The following is a 22,155-nucleotide window of genomic DNA, read 5'->3' on the forward strand; positions in this document are numbered from 1 at the left end:
TTTCTAATTTTGTTAATAAATGAATAAGAGGTTATTTGGTCTTTTGGTAGTCTTGATGAGCCTTTCCCTAATCGGAATCATTTTTGTTCAGAGCTATTGGATCAATAAGTCGGTAGCGGACAAGGAGGAACAATTTTCAAACACTGTAAACCAAATTTTGAGTAGGGTTACAGAAAATATTGAAAAACGGGAAGTACAGGATTATCTAAACGAGTTTTACAAACTAAGTGATAGTATAGGAAAGCCAAAAGCTACCCATCTTAAGAATTTTTTCTTTTTTGATCGTGATATCAATTCCAATGAAATACGGTTTTATAGCCATGGTATTTTGGAAGAGGATTACAATATGGCATCTACGTTCTTTGATATAGGCTTGGATACAACCACTTTTAGGAACATCACCAGTACCAGAACAACCGAAATTTATAAAGAGGATTTTGGTCTGGACGGTAGGCAATATTCCTTGACACCCGTCCAAAAGTTAGAGAAAATTGGGTCTATGACAGATCTTGAGCAGTTTGCAATGGATGATGTTTTTAGGGAACAGGCCAAAAACAGACCTATCCATAAACGCGTTTCCAAACAGGAGATCGAACTGTTTCTTGGGAGGGAACTCAAAAATAGGGGCATAGATATAGATTATGAATATGGGGTATACAGTAAAGGCCTGCCTACAAAAGTGAAATCCAAAAAATTTAAGTTTTCGGAGACCACGCTTTATAAGGCTCCTTTGTTTAAGGACAGTGAAGGGAATACCAATTTTTCCCTTTTGTTGACCTTTCCCAAAAAGAAAAGGTTCCTTATCCAGTCCATTTTGGGAATGGCAATTTTGTCCCTGACGTTTACCTTGATTATTGTAGTGGCCTATTCCAGTGCTATCTATCAGTTGATAAAACAAAAGCAGATTTCAGAGATTAAATCGGATTTCATCAATAATATGACACATGAGTTCAAAACTCCTATTGCTACTATCAATTTGGCTGTTGAAGCAATAAAAAATCCGAAGATTATAGATGACAAGGAGAAGGTACTGCGCTATTTGCAAATGATAAGGGACGAAAATAAGAGAATGCACGCGCAGGTGGAAAATGTGTTAAGGATATCCAAGTTGGAGAAAAATCAGTTGGATATAAGTAAGGATAGGGCAGATGTTCACGACATAATAGAGGACGCCATTACCCATGTGGAGCTTATAGTCGCAGATAGGGGTGGGTATATTAAGCCCCATTTAAAGGCGGAACGCTCAGAGGTATTGGCCAATGAGATGCATTTTACCAATGTTATAGTGAATATACTGGATAACGCTGTTAAATATTCTCCAGAAGTGCCCAAGATCGATGTTTATACAGAAGTGGTGGGCAATTCCATCATAATAAAAGTACAGGATCAGGGAGCTGGAATGAGCAAGACGGTGCTAAAAAAGGTTTTTGAAAAGTTTTATAGGGAACATACAGGAGATATACACAACGTTAAGGGGCACGGTTTAGGGCTCGCTTATGTAAAGAAAATAGTTGATGATCATCAAGGTGAGGTTTATGCAGAAAGTGAAAAAGGAAAAGGAAGCACTTTTTATATAAAACTACCTTTAATTTAAAACAATAATGGAAACAGTAGATAAGAAAATATTACTCGTAGAGGACGATCCCAATTTTGGAATTGTACTAAAAGATTATTTGGCAATGAACGATTTTGACGTTACGTTGGCAAAAAACGGAATGGAAGGTTTTGAAAAATTTAAGAAGGACAATTTTGATGTCTGTATCTTGGATGTAATGATGCCTTATAAGGATGGTTTTACCCTTGCTAAGGAAATCCGTGAAAAGAACGAAAATGTACCTATCGTTTTTCTTACGGCCAAGACAATGAAGGAAGATGTCCTAAAAGGGTATAAAGCAGGTGCCGACGATTATCTTAACAAGCCTTTTGATTCGGAAGTGCTATTGATGAAACTTAAAGCCATAATTCAAAGAAAATCTTCAAGCTCCTTGGCGGACAGTAAACAATTTGAATTTACTATTGGTGGTTTTCAATTGAATTCCAAGCTTAGGTTCTTAAAATACAAGGATGAGGATGCTATTAAACTCTCCCCTAAGGAAAATGAGTTGCTTAGGTTGTTGGCATTGCACGAGAACGATTTAATGCCGAGGGAATTGGCCTTGACGAAAATATGGAGGGATGATAATTATTTCACTTCGCGAAGTATGGACGTGTACATTGCAAAATTGCGTAAATATCTCAAAAAAGATGAGAACGTGGAGATATTAAATATCCACGGGGAAGGTTTTAGATTGGTGATTAAGACCGAGTAATTGGCACGCATATAAGAGTTTTTATGGCACCAAGATTTTTCTTGGTGCTTTTTTATTTGTTATGCCCTTATTATTAAGCCCGTGGGCTCATAATGCAATAGTAAAACCGATCCCGCCTCTATTTGTGGAATTATGGTCTTGACACAGGGCCCTTGGGGGCAGCTTCTTCCATGAAGCTTGAGACCGGCCCTATCGATAGTTCCGGTACTCCCGCAATATTTGGTCCACTATTTCTTGGGGACTGGGCTCTATCGAGATTTTTATGGCTCGGGTAGGAGGTTCAAAGGTGTCCAGTTGGGACCGTAATAATTCGGCTGGCATAAAATGGCCCTTTCTTTTTTGTAGGCGTTCCATTAGCAGCTCAAAAGAACTTTCCAGGGAAATCCATACCACTTTTTCTTCAATTTTATTTTCCAATAATTTCCTGTAAGACTCCTTCAAGGCGGAGCAGACAATGACAGCTCCGGTTTCTTGGCGGGACGCGGCCAACTTGTTCAGACTAACCAACCATTCATAGCGGTCCCCGTCCGTCAACGGGATTTTATTGGACATTTTTTTTATGTTGGCTTCTGAGTGAAAATCATCCCCGTCAAAGAATGGTAGCTTCAATTCTTCTGCCAACAACTGGCCTATGGTAGATTTACCCGTACCAGAAACTCCAATTACAAACAGAATGTTCTTATTGCTTAAAGTCATTGTCCATTAAGTTTTTGTGCTAACTTCCTTAGTAAATCGTTTAAATCATATTTATAATCCACCCAAAGAATATCCTCTTTTTTTCGTAACCAGGTCAATTGCCTTTTTGCGAATCTTCTGGTGTTTTTCTTTATTTCGGCAACCGCAGTATCAAGATCAAAATCTCCTTTGAAATAACCAAATAATTCCCGGTAACCTACGGTTTGCAATGCATTTAGGTGCTGATGTTCCTTTAGGGACATGACCTCCTCCAATAAACCCTGTTCCATCATAATATCCACTCTTTGGTTAATACGGTCGTAAACAATGGCCCTTTCGGCATTTATGGCTATGGTATGGGTGCTAAAATTCCTTTCGGGTTTTTGTTGATTCAAGAAAGAGCTGTAGGGGAACCCTGAGCCAATACAGACCTCTAGGGCCCTAATAAGCCTATGTGGGTTGTTCAGATCTACTTGGCCATAATAATCCCGATCTAGAACTTTAAGTCGCTCCTGAAGGCTTATAATGCCTTTGCTTTTTAAATTTTCGTTCAGGGTCTCCCGGATTTCGGGATCGATTGTTGGAAAATGATCAAGTCCCTCTTTTATGGCATCAACATATAGACCGCTTCCACCTACCATAACAACAATGTCATTTGCTTGGAAAAGTATTTCTAGTTTTTCTATGGCTTCCCTTTCAAAATCCCCTACGGTGTATTCTTCATAAATATTTTTGTGTTGAATAAAATGATGGGGTACACTGGCTAATTCTTCGGGGGAAGGCACAGCGGTCCCTATGGACATTTCTTTGAAAAACTGACGGGAGTCCGCAGAAATAATCTCTGTTTTAAAGTGTTTGGCGATGGCAATGGCCAAGCTTGTCTTTCCTATGGCAGTTGGTCCAACAATGGAAATAAGATTTTTTTTATTCATTAATCCTCACTTAATCTATGTCCACATTGCCTACAGTAATGGGCATCGATACGCATGATTTCCGTACCACATTCCGGGCAGGTTCTGTCTGTATCTATATCTTTTTTGTTAATTACACCTGCCGCATATTCGGCCGATACTATTCCTGTTGGTACTGCAATTACCCCATACCCTATGATCATGATCAAGGTGGCAATGAATTGCCCTAAGGGCGTTTCAGGTGAAATATCCCCATAGCCTACTGTGGTTAGGGTAACTATGGTCCAATAAACACTGTGGGGAATACTGGTGAAACCATGTGTGGGACCTTCTACAATATACATTACCGTGCCCAAAAGAACGGATATGACGATGACAAAAAAAACAAATACAAATATTTTAGTCCTACTGGCATTCAAGGCCCTCACAAGTTTATTGGATTCCCCAACAAAGCGAACCAGTTTTAAAATTCTAAAAACCCTTAACAATCTTAAAATGCGAAAGGCTGTTATGAATTGCGAACCGACTAGGAAAAGGGAAAGATATTTTGGGATGGTGGAAAGTAGGTCGATTACGCCAAAAAAGCTTAGAATATATTTTTTGGGCCGATTTATAGAGATAATACGCAATATGTACTCTATGGTAAATAGTATGGTCACCGTCCATTCGGAATGGTTTAAGAATTTATGGTGCTTTTCATCAAAAGTAGGGATGCTTTCCAACATTACGATGATTACACTATAAACAATCAAAATGAGCAAAAGGATATCAAAAAGTTTGCCGGCGGGAGTGTGGGTCCCGTAGATTACCTCGTGAATTTTGTGTTTCCAACTTTTTTTGATTTTCAAAATCTACTGTTTTAGCTCTATAATTTTTAGGACCTTTTTTTTTCTGAGATAGGAAGAAATAATATGGGTCGTGTTTTCATTTCCTTCCATAGGTGTAATTATGGATTCCAAGATATGAATATTATTGATTTGATGGTTTAAATTAAAATAGCCAAGGCCTTTAAAGACACCGTTCTTGATCTCGATACCGCAACGCTCACCAATTTCCCTTCCCTTGTCCATGATCAGGATGCTCTTTTTTGATAAACTGTACTTATCAATAGATTGTAATGCTCGTGCATTATAGGCTTCCACGGGCTCTTGCCCTATACAGCCCCCAAGGCAACCATTGTCCTCATAATGGGAGCAATGCATCCTTGCCTGTGAAAGCCCATTTATTTTATTGCACAACTGAAATTCCTCCCTGATGCTGTGTAAAAAATTCTCCGCACCTTGTAGACTATTAAAAGTAGCTACTGCCTTTTTTTTAGGATTTATAACCTCTACGGTCAATGAAATATAGCCGTCCTGGTTCCTGGACTGATAAATGCCATGCGAAAAAAGTCTTTTTCTGTAAAGAGAATTATATTTGGGTTTGTTCCTTAATAATTCTGCATTCTCCTTTAAGAGTGCAGCCAATTCGTTCCCCGTTTTTTCATATGAAACCCTTTTTGTTTCTTTCTGAATTCTTCTGGCCTTAAGGCTGTTATTGGTAAAATGTTGGTTTACCCTTTTTTTAATATTGTTACTTTTGCCCAGCAAAATAATGTCACCGTCCTTATTGTGCATGTAATAGACCCCGGTATCCGAAGGTAATTCGTCTACCATATCCAATTGCCTGGGTGACAGCTCCCCTTGGGTCTCCGTTCTTAAAACACTCTTAAAAATGGATTTATCCAGGTCTTTTGAAAGTAATAGTTTAAATAATTGTAGGGTGGCAAGAGCATCTCCGTTAGCTCTATGGCGGTCACTTACAGGGATTCCGAGAGACCGTACCAATTTGCCTAGACTATACGATTCGGCATCTGGCAATAATTGCTTGGCCAGTTCTACGGTACAGAGGGTCTTTCGCTCAAAATTATAGCCCAATCGCCTGAATTCGGTCCTCAATATCCGATAGTCGAATTGGGCATTATGGGCCACAATTACTGCATCTTCGGTTATTTCCACAATACGCTTGGCTACCTCATGGAATTTTGGGGCAGTGCGGAGCATGTTGTTGTTAATACCGGTAAGATTAACAACAAAGGGTTGTATATCTTTTTCAGGATTTACCAAACTAATGAACTGATCCACTACTTTATGCCCGTCAAATTTGTGGATAGCGATTTCGGTAACCCCCTCTTCATTGTATTTTCCTCCTGTGGTTTCAATATCTAATATGACGTACATGTAAAATCTCTAATTCAAATTACTAAACAAAGATACGTATTCTCCCGTCAAGGAAACGGCAAGCTTGTGCGCTAATTTCTAGACCCAAAAATGCTGCTTCCCACTCGTATCATGGTACTGCCTTCCTCTATTGCAATCTTGTAATCCCCACTCATTCCCATGGATAAATGCAAGAGATGGGGGAATGTGGGTTTAATTTTTTCGAACAGACTTTTAAGTTGTTGGAACTCTTTTCGGATTTGTTGCTCGTTTTCCGTGAATGTTGCCATTCCCATCAGTCCCACTATCTTTATGTTGGTAAGTGCCTCCAAGTCATTTGAGGAGATCAATTCGTTGAGTTCGTTCCCGTCAAAACCAAATTTGGTGTCCTCCTCAGCAATGTGGACTTGTAACAGGCATGGAATAACCCTGTTGTGTTTTTTGGCTTGTTTGTTTATTTCCTTCAAAAGTTTTAGACTATCCACTCCATGGATCAACGCTACATACGCTGCCATATACTTAACCTTGTTGCGCTGTATGTGGCCTATCATATGCCATTCAATATCCTTTGGAAGCGCTTCTTGCTTCTCTGTCATTTCCTGGATTTTATTTTCTCCAAAAACCCTTTGTCCGGCCGCATAGGCTTCCTCTATATCGGCTATTGGCTTGGTTTTGGAAACCGCCACTAGCTGTACATGGGAGGGAAGCGATTCCTTGATTTTTATTAAACTATCTTTAATGGACATTCAATTGTATTTTATGCTGTTAAACTAAACATGGCTGCTGTTCATCATCAAAACTATAATTGAAGTAAACAGGTGTAATGAACTATTAATTAAACTGTTTGGAAACCTTATCGGACTTCCTGGATTCCGAATAATCATAAAAACCTTCCCCGGATTTAACACCCAATTTTCCAGCAGTTACCATATTTACCAATAAGGGACAGGGTGCATATTTTGGGTTTTTGAAGCCGTCGTACATTACGTTGAGAATGGATAGACAAACATCCAGTCCAATAAAATCGGCAAGCTGTAAGGGCCCCATAGGGTGGGCCATGCCCAATTTCATAACCGTATCGATTTCTGTAACCCCTGCAACCTTATGGAACAAGGTCTCTATGGCTTCGTTGATCATGGGCATTAGAATTCGGTTTGCCACAAAGCCAGGGAAGTCATTTACTTCCGTTGGTGTTTTTCCAAGCTTGGTGGACAGTGCCATGATGGTTCCAGTAACGTCATCAGAGGTGTTATAGCCCCTTATAATCTCTACCAATTGCATAATAGGTACGGGATTCATAAAGTGCATGCCAATGACCTTGTCCGATCTTTTGGTGGCGGCTGCAATCTGCGTAATGGAAATTGAGGAGGTGTTGGTCGCTAAAATGGTAGTCGGTTCACAGATAGCATCCAATTCCCTAAAGATCTTTATTTTAAGGGCCGTGTTTTCCGTTGCTGCCTCTATTACCAAATCCACTTTCTGTACCCCATCGGCAAGTGTGGTATAGGGGGTTATATTGCCCAAAGTGGATTTCTTATCCTTTTCTGTGATAAGTTCCTTGGCTACCATTCTGTCAAGATTTTTCTCTATGGTCAACAGCCCCTTTTCCAAGGCGTCCTGTGAAATATCTATAAGGTTGGTTTTATATCCGTTTTGTGCAATTACATGGGCAATTCCATTACCCATTGTTCCGGCCCCTATGACTGCTATGTTTTTCATTTAAGTGCTTTTTATTTCGAATTTTATGCTATTATTTAATGTCTTGTGGCTACATTAGGAGAAGCTAGTGATTATTTCTTTTGGAATGAAGCAATGACCTCCAAAGCAACCTTTAAAGCTTGGGTACCTTGCTCTAGGGAGACCACGGGGACGGAGTTGTTGTTTATGGCATCGGCAAAGGTTTCCAATTCGTCCAGAATGGCATTGTTTATAGCTATGTCCGGATTTTCAAAATAGATTTGTTTTTTTACTCCTTCCGCATTTTGTAGGATCATATCAAAATCCCCTGGTTTTTCCGGGGCATCCTTCATTTTTACCACTTCCACTTTTTTCTCCAGAAAATCCACGGCGATATAGGCATCTTTTTGGAAAAAGCGCGACTTCCGCATGTTTTTTAGGGAAATTCTACTAGCGGTCAGGTTTGCAACACAGCCATTCTGAAACTCTATTCTGGCATTCGCAATATCCGGTGAGTTGCTAATGACCGAAACCCCACTGGCATTAATTTGTTTAACTTCGGACTTTACCACGCTAAGGATGGCATCAATATCGTGGATCATCAAATCCAATACAACAGGTACATCTGTCCCCCTTGGGTTAAATTCGGCCAACCTATGGGTCTCAATGAACATGGGGTTATTAATATTGTCCTTAACCGCCATAAAAGCTGGATTGAATCTTTCAACGTGGCCTACTTGACCCTTTACCCGATGTTTCCTTTCCAAAAGCAACAATTCTTCGGCCTCTTGAAGGGTGTTGGTAATGGGTTTTTCAATGAAAACATGTTTTCCTTTTTCCATGGCCTTTTTGGCACAATCGAAATGGGAAAGGGTAGGCGTTACTATGTCTATTACATCTACCGCATCAATTAGTTTGTTTATATTGTCGAAAAAAGTATAGCCGAATTCAGCTGCTACTTTTTTACCATTGATGACATCGGGATCATAAAAACCGACCAAATTATATTTTTGGGACTCGTTCAGCAATCTTAGATGAATTTTTCCTAAATGTCCTGCTCCTAGGACGCCAACATTAAGCATATGTATTTATTTTCCTCAAAAATAAGGATAGTTTGCAAGTTTAAGGGCTTAAAAAATAAAAGTTGAGTTTTAAGTCCTATCTTTTTTTTCATCAAACTTAAGTAGCTAATTGGGATAATAATATTGGGATAGACAATGGAACTGTGATTATCGCAATTAAAGAAATCTGACCTAAATTTACCCTTTAACGAAAGAATGGCTTAGATTGCAGCATGTAATTTTTCTAATTTCTTCATTTTAAGTTTTTCATTTTTTAACTTTACGGACCAAAACCAATCAATTGAAAGATACATTAAAACATAGGGGAATGCGCAATAAATTGGCGGACATTCTTTTGGAGAAGGGAATAGTGGACAATTCTGTTCTGGAAGCTATCCGGGCCGTACCAAGACACTTGTTTTTAGATAGTAGTTTTGAGGATCATGCCTACCAGGACAAGGCGTTTCCCATTGGAGCGGATCAAACCATTTCCCAGCCTTACACAGTTGCTTTTCAGTCCGAGCTTTTACAGGTACGGCCCAATCATAAAATATTGGAAATCGGAACTGGGAGCGGGTATCAAACCGCGGTATTGTTAAAATTGAAGGCAAGGGTATACACTATTGAGCGTCAGTTGGAGCTCTTTAAGAAGACCAATCTCTTTTTTAAAAAGATGGGCTATAGACCCAAAAAAGTAATCTTTGGTGATGGTTATAAAGGATTGCCGGAAGAGGCACCTTTTGATAGTATCATTGTAACCGCCGGGGCCCCATTTGTTCCAAATCCTTTACTGGCCCAGCTCAAGATAGGAGGCAGATTGGTGATACCGGTTGGGTTGGACGAGCAAGTGATGACGCTGTTTGTTCGAAAATCGGCCAAAGAATTTGAAAAAAAGGAATTTGGGTCTTTTAGGTTCGTGCCTTTATTGGAGGATAAAAATTAGAGCAGTCTTAATTGTTAAAGCTCTTTTTGATCCTATCCAGGTTTTTCTTGTTGTCACGATCCTTGATAGTCTCGCGCTTGTCGTATAATTTCTTGCCCCTTGCCAATGCAATGTTTATCTTGGCCAAGCCCCTGTCGTTTAAAAAAAGATTTAGGGGGATGATGGTTAAGCCTGAATTTTTTACTTCTTTTTCCAATTTTTTCAGTTCACCACGGTTGAGCAAAAGTTTTCGCTCCGCTTTGGGTTTGTGGTTATAGTGGGTGCCATGGGAGTATTCATCTACCTGCATGTTAATGACAAACAATTCTCCATGATCATTAAATTCACAAAAACTCTCGGAGATGGATGCCTTGCTTTCCCGGATAGATTTAATTTCGGTACCGGACAATACAATACCGGCCGTATAGGTATCCAGTAGCTCATAGTCAAAGCGGGCCCTTTTGTTCTTTATGTTTATTTTCTTCTGCATATGTTCGACAAAAATAGAAACAATTATCCGATTGGCAATTAGGGCGCAAGTATAGTTGACACTAATTTTTTTAGGATAAATACGTTTTTTTTGTAATGTATGTCTTGCTACTACGATTAAATTGAAAAGTAACCCAATGAAAGTAGTATATCTTTTAACTCTTGTGCTTTTGACCGTTTCGTGTAAGGAGAAGGCACAAACCAACTTTTCTGCCCAGGAAATAGTGGATAAGTCCATAATGGCCAGTGGTGGAGAGCATTATACAGCCAATGATTTATTCTATAAATTCAGGGATTATCAATATGTCTCCGAATGGAAAGGAGGAAGTAGAATTTTAAAACGGATTGGATTCACAGATTCCCTAAAGGTAGAAGATGTAAAAAGTTTAAGGGGGTTTAATAGATTTGTTAACGATAGCTTGGTGCCTCTAAGGGATTCCATTGCCAATTTGTATGCAAATTCTGTGAACTCGGTACATTACTTTGCCTATTTGCCATACGGATTGAACGATCCCGCAGTGAACAAGGAGCTAATGGGGGAAGTTACCATTGGAGGTAAGGAGTATTATAAGGTAAAAGTAACCTTTGACCAGCAAGATGGAGGAAAGGATTATGAGGATATTTATCTGTATTGGTTTAACAAGGAGACCTTTAAGCCCGACTACCTGGCGTATCGGTTTTATGTGGACGGGGGAGGAATACGCTTTAGGGTAGCGTATAACGAGCGCTATTTTGGTGGTATCCGTTTTGTTGATTATGAAAATTATGAGGCCCCAATAGGGGATGGTGCATTGTATGATGTGGATGTTCTTTATGAAAACAACCAATTAAAATTACTGTCAAAAATAGAGCTGGAAGATATTCGCGTGAAGGCTTCCAATTAGTCCATTTTTAATCTAATATCCGTGGCTTTTCCATTTATGATACGTACAATAAATAGGCTGCTGTTGTCGTAATCGTCCATTTGTTCATATTTTTCTATTCCCAAAAGGAGGTTGACAAATTCCGGGGTAGTATTGCTATGGCCAACGATAAGAACGTTTTTGCCTAGATTTTGCCTTTTGAATTCTTCGATAATGATTGCCTTGGGGTCGTAATATTGAGGGGTAATTTCTTTTTTTACGGAGGTAGGGGCCGCTGTCATCGCAGTTCTTTCAAAATCGGTGATGTAAATGGCATCAAGTGCAATAGGGTCAAAAACTTCAGCCCAACGAATGGCCCTTCCCAAGCCGTCCTGGTTCAATTCCGGATCTATGTTTTCAGGATCGCTACGATCTTTTTCGGCATGTCTTATAAAATAATAAGTGGAAATAGAATCTTCTGCATTTTCCAAGGGTAACTTCGGATCTTTCTTACAGGACATAAGGCCCATAGTCACGGAAAGAATCAATAGCAGGGGTATATGTTTCATGGTCAATTCTATTTTTGGTATTTGTTCTTCTTGTAAAGTAACTAAAATTAGCGAAAAATAGTATGTAGTGCCCGTAGTTTTTTGTTCTTTTGTATATGGATAAAAAGTACGCTATTTATGCTATTTTATTTGCGGTATTGTTTTCGAACGCCCAAGAAGTTGCACTTCCAACCGACTTAAGACAGCATAATTTAACCGAATTCAATGCAAGTTTATTTAATCCGGTTTTTTCACTGGACAGGAACAATCCGGAATCAATTGCCTGGTGGTCCCGATATCAATGGCAGACCATTGATGGTGATCCTACTTCCATTTACGTAAATTATTCCCGAAAATTAAACACTAACTCCTCTATAGGTGCCGGTTTTATTCAGAACAATACAGGGGTGTTTTTAAATACCGGGGGAGTGTTGAACTATGCACATGCCTTTGATTTTGGCAATAATATGCAATTGGCGTTCGGATTGAACCTTCTTGGTTTTAACAGTGAAATTACTAATGTTAGGTATAGCCCAAATCCTGAAATTTCATTACCTCAATTGCAATTGGCCCAAAATGCCTTTATTATGCAATTTGCCCCGGGAGTTCGATTTTCTGTGGATGGATTCAGTGTTGGTTTTACTGCCGAAAACCTGTTTGATTATAATTTTTCCACTAAGGGCAGTGCCTCGGAATCTGATGAAAAAATATACTTGGGTATGATTGATTATAGATTGCCCCTAAGTATGTTCAGTGGGGTGGATAATGCATATCTACTTCCAATGTTGTATGTAAAATCCGTGCCCTATGGGGATACGCAAGTAGGGTTAAATGCATTGTTATCCTCCAATAAATTTTGGTTACAAACTGGTTATAATAGTTTCTACGGCCTATCGGGAGGTTTGGGAGGTAGGTTCTTTAAACATGTATCATTGGGAGCTCTCATTGAATTTGGTTTGGATTCCGAAATCAGGGATCAGGATCCCACTTTTGAAATAATTGCCGCCTATACCCTGGGTAGTCCCGATGCACGTAAGAAGGTCGTAGGTTTTGAAGTGGAAGAAGAGGTGCCAATGGTATTGGAAAAAGAGGGTGAAGTGGCCCAACAGGAAGATGAAGATCGCATAGCGGAGGAAAGGAAAGTACAGCGGGAGCTCAGTAAAGCAGAAGCTTTGGCCGAAAAACAAGCACTTAAGAAGTCGAAAAAACAAAAGCGTGTAAGAGGAAAGAAAAAGAAAGCGCTGGCGGAAGAATTAAGAGTGGCACAGGAATTGGCTGAGGCAAAAAGATTGAAGGAAGCACAGGAGGCCGAGGCTTTGGCAAAGGCCGCCCAAATGAAGGAGCAAAAAAGATTGGATTCCATAAAGGCTGTGGAACTGGCGTTGGCAAAGAAAATTCAGGACGATCTGGATATGATCGCTGCTAGAAAAAAAGCGGGCAAGCCTGTGACACAGGGCCATTATGAGGAAGAGGAGAAAATTGAAGGCCAGAAAGCTGGGTTTTATCTTATTGGCAACGTTTATGGCACTTCCAGGTATCGTGATATTTTTGTTGAGAATCTTAAGAAAAAAGGTATTGATGCCAAGTTCTTTTATTTGGAAAGGACCAAATGGGACTATGTTTATTTGGAAAGGTTTGACACCCTTAGGGAAGCCGAAGCGGCAAGGGATAATAAATTTAATGGGAAATATACCGAAAGAACCTGGATATTTAGGGTAATAGGGGAGTAGTGCTAAACTACTTTTTTATTTCTCGTACAATTAATTGGTCCAAGTAGGCAACAGTGTTCAGCAAGTATTTTCTATCACTGGTTATGGTGGCCATGGCTACTGCGCCTTGGAGCATTGTGAATAGTTGTTTTGAAAACTGGAGTGGGGTTACGGGCAGTCTAAGTTCATTGTTGTTGAGTCCATTTTCTAGGACCAAGGCAATTTTCCCCTCTATAGTTTTTATGGTTTCCCTTGTTGCGGCCAGCAATTGGGCATTGTTATGATTGGCATCTATCCCAATATTTAAGATAGGGCAGCCTCCCAATTCCGCAATAAAAGTATCGTAGTGCCTATAGAAATTGGTGAGCACAAAAAGCTTTTGAAGGGAAGTTCCGCTAGAATTCAACTTATCGTCTATTTCAGCTAATAATTTTTTACTATTGTATTCAAATGCTGCAAGTGCCAAGGAATCCTTATTTTCAAAATTCCCGTAAATGGCCCCTTTGGTCAAACCAGTGGCCTCTGTAAGATCGCTCATACTGGTTCCAACATATCCGAGTTTGTTGAAAATTGGTGCAACGGTTTCGATGATATAGGCGGTTGTTCTCTCGGCTTTTGTAGACATGTCCTTACAGTTTTATGCTAATATAAAAAATCTTATACTGCATGGTATATATTGTTAATAAAAAAGGGCATCCAATTATGCATTGGATGCCCTTCTATTGAGAGTGGTGGTTTATTTTACCAGTTCATTCTCATTTCTAAATACCAACTGATCATCAAAGGAGTCTATGAGGATAATTCCACCTTGGTGGATTTTACCACTTAGCAGTTCTTTGGAAATATTGTTCAATACTTCTTTCTGAATAACCCTTTTTATGGGTCTAGCTCCATACTGTGGGTCATACCCTTTGTTCGCCAAATAATCTATTGCCTCTTCGGTGGCATCCAGGACGATTTGCTGTTTGGCAACCAATTTTTTCAACTGATCCAATTGTAGCACCACAATCTTTTTAATGTCCTTTTTACTTAAGGGGGTAAACATGATTATGTCGTCTATACGGTTCAAGAACTCTGGTCTTATTGTTTTGCGCAACAGTCCCAGTACTTCCACCCTTGCCGCCTCTGTGGCGCTATAGATGTCTTTGTTTTCCTCAAACTTTTCCTGTATAATATGGCTTCCCATATTACTGGTCATTATGATAATGGTATTTTTAAAATCTGCTACCCGACCTTTGTTGTCTGTTAGCCTACCTTCATCCAATACCTGTAAAAGAATATTGAAGGTGTCCGGATGCGCTTTTTCAATCTCATCCAGTAAAACTACGGAATAGGGTCTTCTTCGCACTGCCTCGGTTAATTGGCCACCCTCGTCATACCCAACGTATCCTGGAGGTGCACCTACCAACCTACTTACCGAATGCCGCTCTTGGTATTCGCTCATGTCAATTCTGGTCATGGCATTTTCGTCATCAAATAGGTAGGCGGCCAAGGTTTTGGCCAACTCTGTTTTACCTACACCTGTGCTTCCGAGGAACAGGAAGGAGCCAATTGGCCTTTTGCTATCCTGTAATCCGGCCCTGCTTCTTCTTATGGCATCGGAAACGGCCTGTATAGCTTCTTCCTGTCCTACCACTCTTTTGTGGAGTACATCTTCCAGTTTCAACAGCTTCTCCCTTTCACTTTGAAGCATTTTGGTAACTGGGATTCCGGTCCATTTGGCTACCACTTCGGCTATATCCTCATAGGTTACCTCTTCCTTGATCAGGGTTTCTCCCAGTTGTTGTTCTTCCAGTTCGCTTTCCAGTTTATCCAATCGTTCTTGGGCTTCCTTAATCTTGCCGTACCTAATTTCGGCTACTTTTCCATAATCCCCATTGCGTTCGGCCCTTTCGGCTTCCAATTTAAAGTTCTCAATATCGTTCTTTGTTTTTTGGATATCGTCCACAACGGTTTTCTCGCTCTCCCATTTGGCAAAGATTTCATTCCTGTCTTCCTTTAAATTGGCTAGGTCCACATTCAGGGCCTTGAGTTTTGAGGTGTCGTTCTCTCGCTTTATGGCTTCTATTTCTATTTCCAATTGCATTATCTTCCTATCCAAAACATCCAGTTCCTCAGGTTTGGAATTTATTTCCATCCTTAGTTTGGAAGCGGCTTCATCCATAAGATCGATTGCCTTGTCCGGTAAGAATCTATTGGTAATATAGCGTTGCGATAATTCAACGGCTGCGATTACGGCCTCATCCTTAATTCTAACCTTGTGGTGGGCCTCGTACTTTTCTTTGATTCCCCTTAAAATGGATATGGCACTTTCCGTATCGGGTTCATCAACTATTACTTTCTGAAACCTTCGCTCCAAGGCCTTGTCCTTTTCAAAATATTTTTGATACTCATCCAAGGTAGTGGCTCCAATGGCACGCAATTCCCCCCGGGCAAGTGCGGGTTTAAGTATGTTGGCGGCATCCATGGCCCCCTGTCCGCCCCCGGCCCCTACAAGGGTATGTATTTCATCAATAAAGAGAACAATGTTCCCATCCGAGGAGGTTACTTCCTTGATAACGGCTTTTAAGCGCTCCTCAAATTCCCCTTTATATTTGGCGCCTGCAATTAAGGCGCCCATGTCCAATGAAAAGATTATTTTATCCTTAAGGTTCTCTGGGATGTCGCCCTGCACTATTCGATGGGCCAGGCCTTCGGCAATAGCTGTTTTACCTACACCGGGTTCCCCCACAAGCATTGGGTTGTTTTTTGTTCTACGGGACAAGATCTGTAAAACCCTTCTTATTTCCTCATCCCTGCCTATAACCGGGTCCAATTTCCCGCTATCTGCCAGTTCATTCAGATTTCTCGCATACTTGTTCAAAGAATTATAGGTATCCTCTGCACTCTGGGAAGTAACTTTGCCACCCTTTCTCAATTCGTTTATGGCCGCTTTAAGGTCTTTTTCCGTAACCCCTTGGTCCTTTAGTATTTGGGCTATTTTACTCTTTGACTTGAAAATAGCCAATAGCAAATGTTCAATGGAAACATATTCATCTTCCATTTTTTTGGCAATAATACTAGCCTCGGTCAGTGTTTTATTGGCTTCCCGGGATAGCATAATTTCCCCGCCCGATACCTTTGGAAAACTTTCCAGTTCCTTTTCCAAAATTTGGTTCAACAAGCTGGTGTTTACATTCAATTTCTTAAGGATAAATGGAAGTACATTTTCCTCAACCTCGGAAATTGCCTTAAAAACATGCTCGTTCTCTATCTGCTGATGACCGAGGCCCTGCGCTATTTGTTGTGCATGTTGTATGGCTTCCTGCGACTTTATAGTGAAGTTATTAAAATTCATATAGTTGTTTTTTTTAGGTTATTGCTTACTTTTGATGTATTAATGTCAACAACCTTACCACTGTTTTGAATAGGACAAAATGTCGCTTAATCCCTGATTTTAAGCGACAATACGGCAGCTTGTAAGGTTGGTCGCAATTGTCGGACTTAATACTAAAATTACAAAATGGGAATATTAAAAGGGCTTTTTGGCAAGGGAAATAATAATGAAAAGGGAAAAAAGGAAGCAAAGGTTGCGCCATGGTTGCCATTGGGGTCCATAGAGCAGCTAGAGGTAATTAAGGAAGGGTCCAAGTTAAGGCCTCAGGTGATATTTAAGCATTCCACCACTTGTGGTATAAGTAGAATGGTCATGAATAGGTTTAATGAGGGGTATGATATTTCTAAAGACCGTTTGGATCTTCATTATTTGGATCTGCACCAATATCGGACTGTTTCAAATGAAATCAGTAATATGTTCGGTGTTGTGCATGAATCGCCCCAATTACTTGTAATTAAAAACGGAACGGTGGTAGCCCATGGGTCCCATGGGGCAATAACACAAATGGATTTAAAAAAATACATTTAACTCCAAAGCAAATCTACCTTGGAATTAAATGTATTTATTCTGGCCACCTAGTGATGGATAGGCGCTATAATGGGGTTAATTAAATCGATGTCTGGTGACTATACTTTTTAATTTAGCCTTTAAATCTTCCCCTGCGTCGTAAACCATTTGTTCATTGCTGGGGAAGGGTACCGCAGAAAGTTGTAATAATGGGACCATATCTTCCTCAAGGGCACTTGTGTCGCCGTTGTGTTTGGCATAAACGTGGTTAAAGACGAATTGACTGGCCAAGGGGTATGAATTGATTTGCTGTTGATTGTGTAAATCCCAAAAGCTCACATTTCCGATTACTTCCACCGACTTCAGCTGGGTGAATTGATAAAAATTACATTTGACGGTTTTAAATTTGTCGATCTTTATTTTGTTTCCCAAGCTGTCCTTTAGCACTTCCCCGTTGGGGTTTGTGGCGTACTTATAACCATCCTTGATCTGTTTTTCCTTGGAGATCTGTTTTTCGGTTAGCTGTTCCGGACTAATATTGATGTTTCTGAACGCTACCTGCATTTCATAATCATACTTAATATTCTCCAGGGCGTTGGTGTGGTAAACGGTCCATAGGTCGTTTAACCCGTACGTATTAAAGTTTAACAGTTCTTGCTCCAAACGATTGGGCACTATTTGTTCGGAATCATTGATCATTACTACCTGAACGTAATCCAGACCTTTGGTATGGGCTTCCTCCAGCTTAAACTGTGTATCCTTGTAATTGGGGTTTATCTCGTTTAAATACGAAAATTGATCAAATGCCTTTCTAAAATCTTCCTTGTTCTGACCTGTTTTTAATAGGGCGGTGGCATTGTTGTACAAATAGTCCGACAATTCACGTTTAGACTTTATTATTTCCTCATCATAATCCTTAAATGTAAATCGGGCATCCCTATTTTCGTCGTACAGTTTCAGTGGCAATAAGGGTTTTATACGTTCTTGGATGGCTTTCAGGTTCTGGTATCCATTAAAAATAATTTCATGGTTGGCCGGATTGTTATCCTTCTTTAGGAAAGCGATCTGCTGAAGTTCACGTTCTGTATTCTTTTTATAGGCCTCCTCCAACATTTGAATGTAGGGCTGATTGGATTTCTTGGTTTTATTTTCGGCAATGTTTTTCAGTGCGGTATTTATGGCGTTGCCATAATTACCCATATTTAGGGCTTCCTGTGTTTTTTTGACTCCTCCACAAGAGATTAAAAAAAACAGCATCAACGAGGTGAGTAATAATTGTTTCATAACGTTTGGTTTAAAAATATTTTGGATATAGTTCAATAGCTATGCCAAAATAGTTCTATACACCAACGTTAAACTATTCGGTATCGTACAAACGGGGGTATTTTTTTGAGATATTATTTCTTCTTTTGCTGGAATACCGGCAGTAATTTGGTGGAGACTTCCCCGAAACCAATTCGCACCTTATCCTTTTTGCAATAACCGGTTATGGTCACAGTGTCATAATCTTCAATGAATTTTCTTGTGGACCCGTCCTCCAAGGTCAGGGGCTTTTCCCCACGCCAGGTAAGCTCCAACATGGAGCCATAAGTATCAGGGGTTGGACCGGAGATAGTACCACTGCCCATCATGTCACCACTATTCACTTTACAACCATTTATGGTATGGTGGGCCAATTGTTGGGCCATGGTCCAATACATATACTTAAAGTTGGAACGGGTAACGGTAGTGGCCTTGCTGCCTTCGGGCTTTATGGATACTTCTAAATTTATATCAAAACCTTTTTTTCCGGTCTGTTGTAGATAGGGCAGGGGTGTGGGGGTTTGTGCCGGACTAGCTATCCTGAAAGGTTCAAGGGCGTCGAGGGTTACGATCCAGGGCGAAATGGAGGATGCAAAATTTTTGGCCAGAAAGGGACCTAAAGGAACGTATTCCCATTTTTGAATATCCCTAGCACTCCAATCGTTAAAAAGTACCATGCCAAATATGTAATTTTCAGCCTCCTCGACCGGAATAGGTTCTCCCAAAACGTTGGCATCTGTGGTTATAAATGCCATTTCCAGTTCAAAATCCACTAATTTGGAAGGGCCAAAAATAGGTTGTTCCTCCCCGGCAGGTAGGGTTTGTCCCATGGGTCTTCTAACCGAGGTGCCACTGGGTACGATAGATGAGCTTCTTCCGTGATATCCTACCGGTATGTGCAACCAATTGGGAAGTAGCGCATTCTCTGGGTCCCTAAACATTTTGCCAACATTGGTCGCATGTTCCTTACTGGAGTAAAAGTCCGTGTAATCCCCTATTTGAACTGGAAGCTGCATCTCTATTTCGTCCATGGTAAAAAGAACAATATTTTTGTGTTCTTCATTGTTCTTTAGATCGTTGTTGTTGATATCGAATATTTCGCTGATCCTGTTTCGGACCAAGCGCCAGGTCTTTTTGCCGTCGGATATAAAATCGTTAAGAGTGTCCTGTAAAAAAATATCATCGGTTAATGGAATGTCCTTAAAATAACCCAATTGATGCAATGCCCCTAGATCTATTGCGTAATCACCAATTCGTGAGCCTATAGTGATAATGTCATCTCTGGTCAGGAAAACTCCAAAAGGGATATTCTGAATGGGGAAATCAGAATTGATGGGTACCGGTAACCATGTTTTTTTTTCTGGATTATTAGTTTTTAACGGCATTTTCGAGTTGTTAACTTGTGTTTGATAAATATCTTATCAAATATATTATTTTCTAGGAATTAACGGTCGGCAATTCGTATTTTTGCACATTATTTAATAGAATATTACTTTATGCAACGCGACAATCAAATTTTTGAACTAATTGAGGCGGAAAAGGAACGCCAAATAGATGGAATTGAACTAATTGCTTCCGAGAATTTCACTAGTCCCCAGGTAATGGAGGCTGCGGGATCGGTATTGACCAACAAATATGCAGAAGGATATCCTGGCAAGCGCTATTATGGAGGTTGTGAAGTAGTGGACAAGATAGAGCAATTGGCCATTGACAGGGCTAAACAATTATTTGGAGCGGCATATGCCAATGTTCAACCACACTCAGGTTCACAGGCCAATGCTTCCGTATATCATGCATGTCTAAAGCCAGGGGATACCATTCTTGGATTTGATCTGTCGCATGGTGGTCATTTAACCCATGGTTCTCCCGTAAATTTTTCGGGTAGATTGTACAATCCTGTATTTTATGGGGTAGACGAGGAGACGGGTGTGCTTAACTACGATAAAATTCAGGCCATAGCCAAGAAAGAGCAACCTAAGCTTATTATAGCGGGGGCATCTGCTTATTCCAGGGATATGGATTTTAAAAAATTCAGGGAAATTGCGGATAGTGTAGGGGCTATACTTTTGGCCGACATATCCCATCCGGCGGGACTCATTGCAAAAGGAATTCTTAACGATCCAATACCACATTGCCATATAGTAACCACAACTACGCACAAAACTTTGCGTGGTCCAAGGGGGGGGCTTATATTGATGGGCGAAGATTTCGACAATCCTTTCGGGATCAAGTTAAAGAACGGTTCTTTGAGAAAAATGTCCGCTTTATTGGATTTGGCAGTTTTTCCAGGCAATCAGGGGGGGCCATTGGAGCACATCATTGCAGCAAAAGCAATTGCCTTTGGGGAGGCTTTGACCGACGAGTTCTTGCATTATATGCTTCAAGTAAAGAAAAATGCTGCGGCCATGGCAAGCGCATTTGTGGATAAAGGGTATAAAATTATTTCTGGCGGCACAGATAACCATATGATGCTTATTGATCTTCGAAATAAGAATATTACGGGGAAAGATGCTGAAAATGCTTTGGTAAAAGCAGATATTACCGCCAATAAGAATATGGTTCCCTTTGATGATAAATCTCCTTTTGTGACCAGTGGTATACGTTTTGGTACGGCCGCGATAACTACGAGAGGTTTAAAAGAGGACCAAATGAAGCTTATTGTAGATTTAATAGATCAGGTGATAATGAATCCTGAAGATGGGAAGATTATTGATGCCGTTAGGGAAAAAGTAAATGGCCTAATGCATTCCAGAGCGTTGTTTAACGCTTAATATAGACTTAAAATGCTGTCCAGAAAGAAATACGGTCAGGTTTTTAATATTTAGACTTCGTTACTTTTTGGACAGTTTTTTTTATGACCAAATTCCTTATTCACTAAGAATTTGAATGTCTCCAAAGATAATGGTTTTGGAGTTTAGGTCATAAATGCCCGCTTCTTCGGTTTGGTCATAATACATTCCCCAAAATCCAAAATAGTCGTTAGTAGTGTTGTTGTCTGAAACAATATTTTTTAATTTGGCATCGCTCTCCAGGGTATCCTCTTCAAATACGGGAATAAATACTTCGAAGGGGGTCTCACTCAGCCCTTTTGTATAGTATACCTTGTGGTTGATGAGTTCCGTAAAGATATTTTCCAATTGGTCCACAATACTCTGATCGTAAATTTTGCTGATGAGTATGGTAGTGTCTGTCAATGATATGGTTAGTTCACTTATATCTATGGTAATTCCGTTCAGTTCTTTAAGTTCGGAATAGGCCAATAGGAATAATATCGTCTTTTCCTCATCGGATTTTTTTGGGGGACCGTTGCAAGGTGATGGCTTATTTATATAAAATAATGCTTCATCCAGACTTAGGTTGCATCTAAGGTCTATGATCAAATTGGCGGACTCTTCCTTTGGGCCGTAATTACCGATACTGACCTCTGCAAAAAAATGCTTTTCCAAACTTCTTCTAAAAGCTTCCAAACCAATAATATGGTCGGTGCTTTGTGTTCCAATTTTTGGATTATTGAAAAATTCGTTTCCCGATTTAGACATCCTAAAAGTAATTAATTAACAAACTTGTGTCAAAATTAGGCTAATGCTTTGTCCTTAATTCGATAAAAACCTTAGAAAAAATAAGGTTTT

At 40.0% G+C, this 22,155-nt stretch carries 21 protein-coding genes; 7 read left to right on the forward strand and 14 right to left on the reverse strand.

Annotation, left to right across the window (positions count from 1 at the left end; translation table 11 throughout):
* The first annotated feature begins 19 nt into the window (after positions 1-19).
* On the forward strand, positions 20-1,594 hold the full coding sequence (locus tag QSE00_RS18495; protein ID WP_110358054.1) for a sensor histidine kinase: 1,575 nt from the start codon (positions 20-22) through the stop codon (positions 1,592-1,594).
* A 7-nt stretch (positions 1,595-1,601) separates the two neighbouring features.
* Complete coding sequence (locus QSE00_RS18500; protein WP_110358055.1) at positions 1,602-2,309, forward strand: response regulator transcription factor; 708 nt, start codon at positions 1,602-1,604, stop codon at positions 2,307-2,309.
* A 189-nt stretch (positions 2,310-2,498) separates the two neighbouring features.
* Here the strand turns inward: QSE00_RS18500 and QSE00_RS18505 are convergent, their stop codons facing one another.
* The 7 genes from QSE00_RS18505 to QSE00_RS18535 all read right to left on the reverse strand — a co-directional run bounded on the left by QSE00_RS18505 (position 2,499) and on the right by QSE00_RS18535 (position 8,852).
* A complete protein-coding gene (locus tag QSE00_RS18505; RefSeq protein WP_286107027.1) occupies positions 2,499-3,005 on the reverse strand; it encodes a gluconokinase in 507 nt (168 codons plus the stop codon).
* Entirely contained in the window at positions 3,002-3,916 is a 915-nt protein-coding gene (miaA, locus tag QSE00_RS18510; protein ID WP_110358057.1) for a tRNA (adenosine(37)-N6)-dimethylallyltransferase MiaA, read from the reverse strand. Before miaA ends, QSE00_RS18505 begins: the two co-directional genes overlap by 4 nt.
* A complete protein-coding gene (locus QSE00_RS18515; protein ID WP_286107028.1) occupies positions 3,916-4,743 on the reverse strand; it encodes an ion transporter in 828 nt (275 codons plus the stop codon). Before QSE00_RS18515 ends, miaA begins: the two co-directional genes overlap by 1 nt.
* 3 nt (positions 4,744-4,746) lie before the next feature.
* Positions 4,747-6,114 (reverse strand): exonuclease domain-containing protein, encoded by a 1,368-nt coding sequence (locus tag QSE00_RS18520; protein WP_286107029.1) that lies wholly within the window; start codon positions 6,112-6,114, stop codon positions 4,747-4,749.
* Positions 6,115-6,185: 71 nt separating this feature from the next.
* Positions 6,186-6,839, reverse strand: a complete 654-nt coding sequence (locus tag QSE00_RS18525) for a YggS family pyridoxal phosphate-dependent enzyme (protein WP_286107030.1) — start codon at positions 6,837-6,839, stop codon at positions 6,186-6,188.
* Between the two features lie 85 nt (positions 6,840-6,924).
* Positions 6,925-7,812: a 3-hydroxyacyl-CoA dehydrogenase family protein gene (locus QSE00_RS18530; protein ID WP_110358061.1), complete on the reverse strand. Its 888-nt coding sequence runs from the start codon at positions 7,810-7,812 to the stop codon at positions 6,925-6,927.
* 71 nt (positions 7,813-7,883) lie between these two features.
* A complete protein-coding gene (locus QSE00_RS18535; protein WP_286107031.1) occupies positions 7,884-8,852 on the reverse strand; it encodes a Gfo/Idh/MocA family protein in 969 nt (322 codons plus the stop codon).
* Between the two features lie 280 nt (positions 8,853-9,132).
* Here QSE00_RS18535 and QSE00_RS18540 point away from each other — a divergent pair, with 280 nt between their 5' ends.
* Entirely contained in the window at positions 9,133-9,774 is a 642-nt protein-coding gene (locus QSE00_RS18540; RefSeq protein ID WP_110358063.1) for a protein-L-isoaspartate(D-aspartate) O-methyltransferase, read from the forward strand.
* Positions 9,775-9,781: 7 nt separating this feature from the next.
* Here QSE00_RS18540 and smpB read toward each other — a convergent pair whose 3' ends face one another.
* On the reverse strand, positions 9,782-10,243 hold the full coding sequence (gene smpB, locus QSE00_RS18545; protein WP_110358064.1) for an SsrA-binding protein SmpB: 462 nt from the start codon (positions 10,241-10,243) through the stop codon (positions 9,782-9,784).
* A gap of 136 nt (positions 10,244-10,379) precedes the next feature.
* Between smpB and QSE00_RS18550 the strand changes: the two genes are divergently transcribed.
* On the forward strand, positions 10,380-11,126 hold the full coding sequence (locus QSE00_RS18550; protein ID WP_286107032.1) for a DUF6503 family protein: 747 nt from the start codon (positions 10,380-10,382) through the stop codon (positions 11,124-11,126).
* Here QSE00_RS18550 and QSE00_RS18555 read toward each other — a convergent pair.
* Entirely contained in the window at positions 11,123-11,653 is a 531-nt protein-coding gene (locus QSE00_RS18555) for a SixA phosphatase family protein (protein ID WP_286107033.1), read from the reverse strand. The genes QSE00_RS18550 and QSE00_RS18555 overlap by 4 nt on opposite strands.
* A 95-nt stretch (positions 11,654-11,748) precedes the next feature.
* On the opposite strand from QSE00_RS18555, the gene QSE00_RS18560 reads away from it, so the two are divergent.
* The gene (locus QSE00_RS18560) at positions 11,749-13,362 is read left to right on the forward strand and encodes a PorP/SprF family type IX secretion system membrane protein (protein ID WP_110358067.1); all 1,614 of its coding nucleotides are present in this window, start codon (positions 11,749-11,751) and stop codon (positions 13,360-13,362) included.
* Between the two features lie 7 nt (positions 13,363-13,369).
* Here QSE00_RS18560 and QSE00_RS18565 read toward each other — a convergent pair whose 3' ends face one another.
* Entirely contained in the window at positions 13,370-13,966 is a 597-nt protein-coding gene (locus QSE00_RS18565) for a TetR/AcrR family transcriptional regulator (protein WP_110358068.1), read from the reverse strand.
* A 111-nt stretch (positions 13,967-14,077) separates the two neighbouring features.
* A complete protein-coding gene (gene clpB, locus QSE00_RS18570; RefSeq protein ID WP_110358069.1) occupies positions 14,078-16,678 on the reverse strand; it encodes an ATP-dependent chaperone ClpB in 2,601 nt (866 codons plus the stop codon).
* Between the two features lie 165 nt (positions 16,679-16,843).
* Between clpB and ytxJ the strand changes: the two genes are divergently transcribed.
* Entirely contained in the window at positions 16,844-17,245 is a 402-nt protein-coding gene (ytxJ, locus tag QSE00_RS18575) for a bacillithiol system redox-active protein YtxJ (RefSeq protein WP_110358070.1), read from the forward strand.
* Between the two features lie 75 nt (positions 17,246-17,320).
* Here ytxJ and QSE00_RS18580 read toward each other — a convergent pair whose 3' ends face one another.
* A complete protein-coding gene (locus tag QSE00_RS18580) occupies positions 17,321-18,508 on the reverse strand; it encodes a hypothetical protein (protein WP_286107034.1) in 1,188 nt (395 codons plus the stop codon).
* Between the two features lie 113 nt (positions 18,509-18,621).
* The gene (fahA, locus tag QSE00_RS18585; protein ID WP_110358072.1) at positions 18,622-19,911 is read right to left on the reverse strand and encodes a fumarylacetoacetase; all 1,290 of its coding nucleotides are present in this window, start codon (positions 19,909-19,911) and stop codon (positions 18,622-18,624) included.
* 111 nt (positions 19,912-20,022) lie between these two features.
* On the opposite strand from fahA, the gene glyA reads away from it, so the two are divergent.
* Positions 20,023-21,297 carry a serine hydroxymethyltransferase gene (gene glyA, locus QSE00_RS18590; RefSeq protein ID WP_110358073.1) on the forward strand — a complete coding sequence of 425 codons (1,275 nt, stop codon included), beginning with the start codon at positions 20,023-20,025 and terminating at the stop codon, positions 21,295-21,297.
* A gap of 96 nt (positions 21,298-21,393) precedes the next feature.
* Here glyA and QSE00_RS18595 read toward each other — a convergent pair whose 3' ends face one another.
* Positions 21,394-22,065 carry a hypothetical protein gene (locus QSE00_RS18595; protein WP_110358074.1) on the reverse strand — a complete coding sequence of 224 codons (672 nt, stop codon included), beginning with the start codon at positions 22,063-22,065 and terminating at the stop codon, positions 21,394-21,396.
* Between the last annotated feature and the right edge of the window lie 90 nt (positions 22,066-22,155).

Source organism: Arenibacter flavimaris (genome assembly GCF_030291335.1).
In the GTDB taxonomy this organism is placed as follows: Bacteria; Bacteroidota; Bacteroidia; order Flavobacteriales; family Flavobacteriaceae; genus Arenibacter.